Source organism: Flavobacterium soli DSM 19725 (assembly GCF_000422705.1).
Lineage (GTDB): Bacteria > Bacteroidota > Bacteroidia > Flavobacteriales > Flavobacteriaceae > Flavobacterium > Flavobacterium soli.
The window spans coordinates 1-2,928 of the sequence record NZ_AUGO01000022.1; the positions used below are offsets into that span (position 1 = coordinate 1).

Sequence of the window (2,928 nt, forward strand, 5' to 3'; positions counted from 1 at the left end):
GCGTCAAAGTTCACCTCTGTTTTCCTTTGAATAAATTTAATGTTTTTTATCTTATACAAAGTAAAGGCGAGCTTCTAGCTCGTGCACCCAAAGATCATAAAATTAAAAATGTATTTTTGTTTGAGGCCACGAGCTAGAAGCTCACCAGCTGAGTTATATTTAATTAACAAAAACAGAGGTTTTCCACAGACTGACGTTAGCTAGTAATGCATCAATATTCCGTAAAAAAACCACAATGAAATTCAACTTTTTAAAGCCTACAATGATTTTTTCGGCAGTCGGCATCTTTATTCCTGGATTTACAGCAATCGTATTTTTCCTATTTCAAACTTTATTTGACAAACTTGGCGTTGACTGCGAGACTTATTGGAAATTACTAATCGCTATCACCAGTGTTTTGGCAATAATTACTCCATTATTTTATTTCAAATATCTTGAAAAGTATCGAAAACCAACTCAAGCAAATTTACTTCTGTTTAACTTTCTAGAATATTGCTTTTTGCAAATCAGTATCGGACAACTTTTTGTTTCTTCAAATACGATTTGCTTTGGACAAAGCGATGGCGGATTAGTTCTTGTTTTTACTGCTTGGCTTGCGTTACCAATATTAGTTTGCTTGAGTTTTATTTTCAAAAGTATGCTGCGTGATTAATGTATACTCCATAAAGTTTGTAGAGCTACTTGTAGAGATTGCTCGTTCTTCGGAATGACAAGATTAGGGATTAATACTCACATGATGGGTTCAAGAACTTTTTACTGTAGTTTTTTTCGCTAATGTAAATACTGATTAACGCTTTTTGTAAATCTATCTAGAATTAAGCAAAATATGTGATCTTTGTTGGAACGAGATAATATAAAAAACAATAAAATATGAAACACTTTTTGCTTACCCTTCTATTCGTGTTAATCGGAAATTTTGCCATTGGGCAAAACAACAGAGAAAAAGCCTTAGAGTTAGGTCAAAAAGCAATTAAAATAATGGACCATGGAAAACTTGACGAGTCTATTGGCTTATTAGAACAAGCTCAAAAATTAGACCCTGAAAGAATGGACTACCCTTATGAAATTGCATATGCAAATTATAAGAAAGAAAATTATCCAAAAGCAATAGAAATACTAAACACCATAACAGAACACAAAGCGGTAACAGATTTTGTATATCAGTTACTTGGAAATGCATATGACTTTTCAGGAAAGCCTGAACTTGCTTTGGAAACCTACCAAAAAGGAATGCTAAAATTCCCGAATTCAGGGAAATTTCATTTAGAATCGGGAAGCATTAAATATCACAATAAAGAGTATAATGAAGCTATTGCATTCTGGGAAGACGGAATCAAAGCCAATCCCAACTATTCATCTAATTACTATAGACTTTCGAAGGTATTTTCATTATCGGAAGAAAGAATTTGGACGCTATTGTATGGTGAATATTTTATGTTATTAGAGCCTAATACTGAGAGAACAAAAGAAATTAGCAAGCTACTGTATGAAAATTACCAAAAAAGTTATGAAGTACTAACGGATTCCACTGGTCAATTTCATTTGACCGAAAAAGGATTTCAAATCGTTGTTCAAGACAAAAAAGACTTGAAAAAAATAAACAAAGGAATTCTGCCTTTTGAAGGGACTTTCGCATCTACTTTTGCCCTTTCGGCACTTCATTTTCAGAATAATATAAACATTGCTTCGATTTATGAGGCACGAAAAAACTTTTTGGACTTTTGGTTTGATAAGAAAAAATTCAACAAGGATTATCCAAACAAATTACTTGAATACCAAAAAGAGATTCAAAAAAATGGTTTCTTTAAAACATATACCTACTGGATAGTCTCACAAGGAAATCCAACCGAATATCAAGAATGGCGTTCTGAAAATGAAAAAAAATTTGATGATTTTGCCGACTGGTTTAGTGAAAATAGAATTAAGATTAGCCAAAAAGATTTTAATTCACGAAAAGATTATAAATAATCTGACACACTATGGCGATATTCCTAGCTATCCAAAGTGTTCATTATTAACAGTAATGTTCATAAGTCTCCCGACTTTGAAACTACTAAAAATGAGCTGTCGAATGAGTTTAAGAAGATTGGAATACGAAGTCAAAATACTTAGAAGAGCAGAGAATCGTTAGCAAAAGTTTAAAGATACACATGAAAAAATTTTTAGTAACCATAGGGATAATAATTTCAGTCTTTTTTTGCACATATCTTATTTGGAGATATAGCTACTATAAAGAATTTAATAGTGTTCAAAAAGAATTTGATAATATAGAAAATGTTGAAAGTGCTATTGTGAGGGTTGGCAACTATGATGTAACTCTTGAAGAAATAAATGCTGAAATAGAACTTACGGATAAAACACAAATTGGATTTTCATCATCAATATTTTACCCATCAAGTTTTGAAGATACAATCAATGTTAGAATTAATAGATTCAATAATTGGAAATTTGAAACACATACTTTTAGAAAAAGCGGAATGGATGATTATCATTGTGGTGAAGACATTGATTTTGGATTATATGGTTCTATGAATAAACTATTGAATATTAAAATTAATAATATTAGAGATGCGATTAAATATCACAATGAAATAGCAGCTGTAATAGAAAAAATCCCTGAATATCCACAAATATTAGTTGTTTACTATAAAGGAGAACATTCAAGAAACTATCAAAAGTTTATAACTAAATATCCAAAAGATAGAAATATTAAATGGAAATATGATAAATATCAAGACAAATCCGATAGTTTGGAATTGAAAGCTATAATAATAAAGTAAAACCAGCTATCCGAAGTTTATATTATTAGCAGTAATGCTCTTCGACGTCTCCCTGCTGACGCATTCTATGATAAAAAACAAATAAAATATTAAAAATTAACAGGCAAATTTATATGTATTTACATATGGAGTTTGTCTGTTAATTACG

The 2,928-nt window shown here is 30.7% G+C and carries 3 protein-coding genes; all 3 read left to right on the forward strand.

The window, feature by feature from the left end:
* Window positions 1–235 precede the first annotated feature (235 nt).
* The 3 genes from G508_RS0115455 (at window position 236) to G508_RS0115465 (ending at window position 2,780) form a co-directional block, all read left to right on the forward strand.
* Window positions 236–652, forward strand: coding sequence for a hypothetical protein (locus G508_RS0115455; protein WP_035695003.1), 417 nt, complete (start codon window positions 236–238; stop codon window positions 650–652).
* A gap of 218 nt (window positions 653–870) precedes the next feature.
* Window positions 871–1,968, forward strand: a complete 1,098-nt coding sequence (locus G508_RS19170; protein ID WP_051197697.1) for a tetratricopeptide repeat protein — start codon at window positions 871–873, stop codon at window positions 1,966–1,968.
* Between the two features lie 182 nt (window positions 1,969–2,150).
* On the forward strand, window positions 2,151–2,780 hold the full coding sequence (locus G508_RS0115465) for a hypothetical protein (protein ID WP_026706159.1): 630 nt from the start codon (window positions 2,151–2,153) through the stop codon (window positions 2,778–2,780).
* Window positions 2,781–2,928: the final 148 nt, after the last annotated feature.

Bases quoted from the DNA above. Each gene is read 5' to 3' on its own strand.
- G508_RS0115455 (WP_035695003.1), top strand. From the start codon at position 236: ATGAAATTCAACTTTTTAAAGCCTACAATGATTTTTTCGGCAGTCGGC.
- G508_RS19170 (WP_051197697.1), top strand. From the start codon at position 871: ATGAAACACTTTTTGCTTACCCTTCTATTCGTGTTAATCGGAAATTTT.
- G508_RS0115465 (WP_026706159.1), top strand. From the start codon at position 2,151: ATGAAAAAATTTTTAGTAACCATAGGGATAATAATTTCAGTCTTTTTT.